The following is a 1,199-nucleotide window of genomic DNA, read 5'->3' as shown; positions in this document are numbered from 1 at the left end:
GCAGGTGCCGACGTTGACCCACGCCGGGCTGATGCTCGCGCTGGGCAGTTGCGGGATGACGGCGCATCTGTTTCTGACCCAGGCTTTCCGCCATGCCGCACCGGCATTGCTGGCGCCGTTCGGTTATTGCCAGATCGTGTTTGCGGGATTGTTGGGCTGGCTGCTGTTCAATCACACACCGAGCCTGTTGACGGTGATCGGGATCGCGGTGATCTGTTGCAGCGGACTGGCGGCGGCGTGGCAGCAAAGCCGCCGCTGATGAATGACAAAAAAACTTGTAGGAGCGAGCCTGCTCGCGATAGCGGTGCACCAGTCGATAAAGATGTTGACTGACACAAAGCCATCGCTAGCAGGCTCGCTCCTACGGGGGTATCTGGTGCAGGCGTTTTATTCGGTGAGGGTTGGGATCTTGCGCGGTGCCATGAAGTACATCCACGTCAGCGCGATGAAATACATCGCCGGAATCAGGGTGAACAGCACGGTGTAGTTGTTATTCGTGACGGTGAGGATGTGCCCGACGATCTGGGTCATGAACATCCCGCCAATCGCCGCGCACATGCCGCCGAACCCGAACACCGTGCTCATCATGTGCTTGGGCGTGTAATCCATCACCAGGCTCCAGATGTTTGCGGTCCAGGCCTGATGCGCACCGATGGCCAGGGAAATCGCCGCCACCGCCACCCACAGATTGCTCGAACCGGCGGCCATGATCACGCCGATGATGCAGCAGGCAAACAGGAACATCGACAGCAGCCGCGCCTTGATCGAATTCATCCCGCGACCGATCAGGAACGACGACAGGATGCCGCCACCGACGCTGCCGAAGTCGGCCGTGACGTAGATGATGATCAGTGGAATACCCATCTGGGTCACGTTGATGCCCAGATTGTATTGCTGATTGAGAAACGGTGGCAGCCAGTACAGGTAGAACCAGAACACCGGAGCGGTCAGCGAGTAGGCGAGGGCGAAGGCCCAGGTGCCGCGCATGCGCAGGATTTTCGAGAACGGCACACGGGCCTGTTCCGGTTCGACCTCCTGCTGGATGTAATCGAGTTCGGATTGCTTCACGCTCGGATGATCTTCCGGGTTGAAATACTTCAAGCCCCAGAACAGCAACCAGATCGCGCCCAGCGCCGCCATGCACAGAAACGCAGCCTGCCAGCCCCACACGTGGAGGATCAGTGGCAGCAGCATCGGCG

The 1,199-nt window shown here is 59.5% G+C and carries 2 protein-coding genes; one reads left to right on the top strand and one right to left on the bottom strand.

Translation table 11 applies throughout. The features are described 5' to 3' along the window. Nucleotides 1-259 (top strand): DMT family transporter (locus DBR24_RS33780; RefSeq protein WP_256591829.1); only part of this gene is annotated, 259 nt, incomplete at its 5' end. A 128-nt stretch (nucleotides 260-387) separates the two neighbouring features. Here the strand turns inward: DBR24_RS33780 and DBR24_RS25695 are convergent. Further along, nucleotides 388-1,199: MFS transporter (locus DBR24_RS25695; RefSeq protein WP_256591828.1), on the bottom strand; the 812-nt coding region annotated here is incomplete at its 5' end.

This window comes from Pseudomonas sp. HMWF006, from assembly GCF_003061205.1.
Classification (GTDB): domain Bacteria; phylum Pseudomonadota; class Gammaproteobacteria; order Pseudomonadales; family Pseudomonadaceae; genus Aquipseudomonas; species Aquipseudomonas monsensis.
Note: the sequence above shows the minus strand (reverse complement) of the source record. Positions and strands in the feature narration are given on the sequence as shown.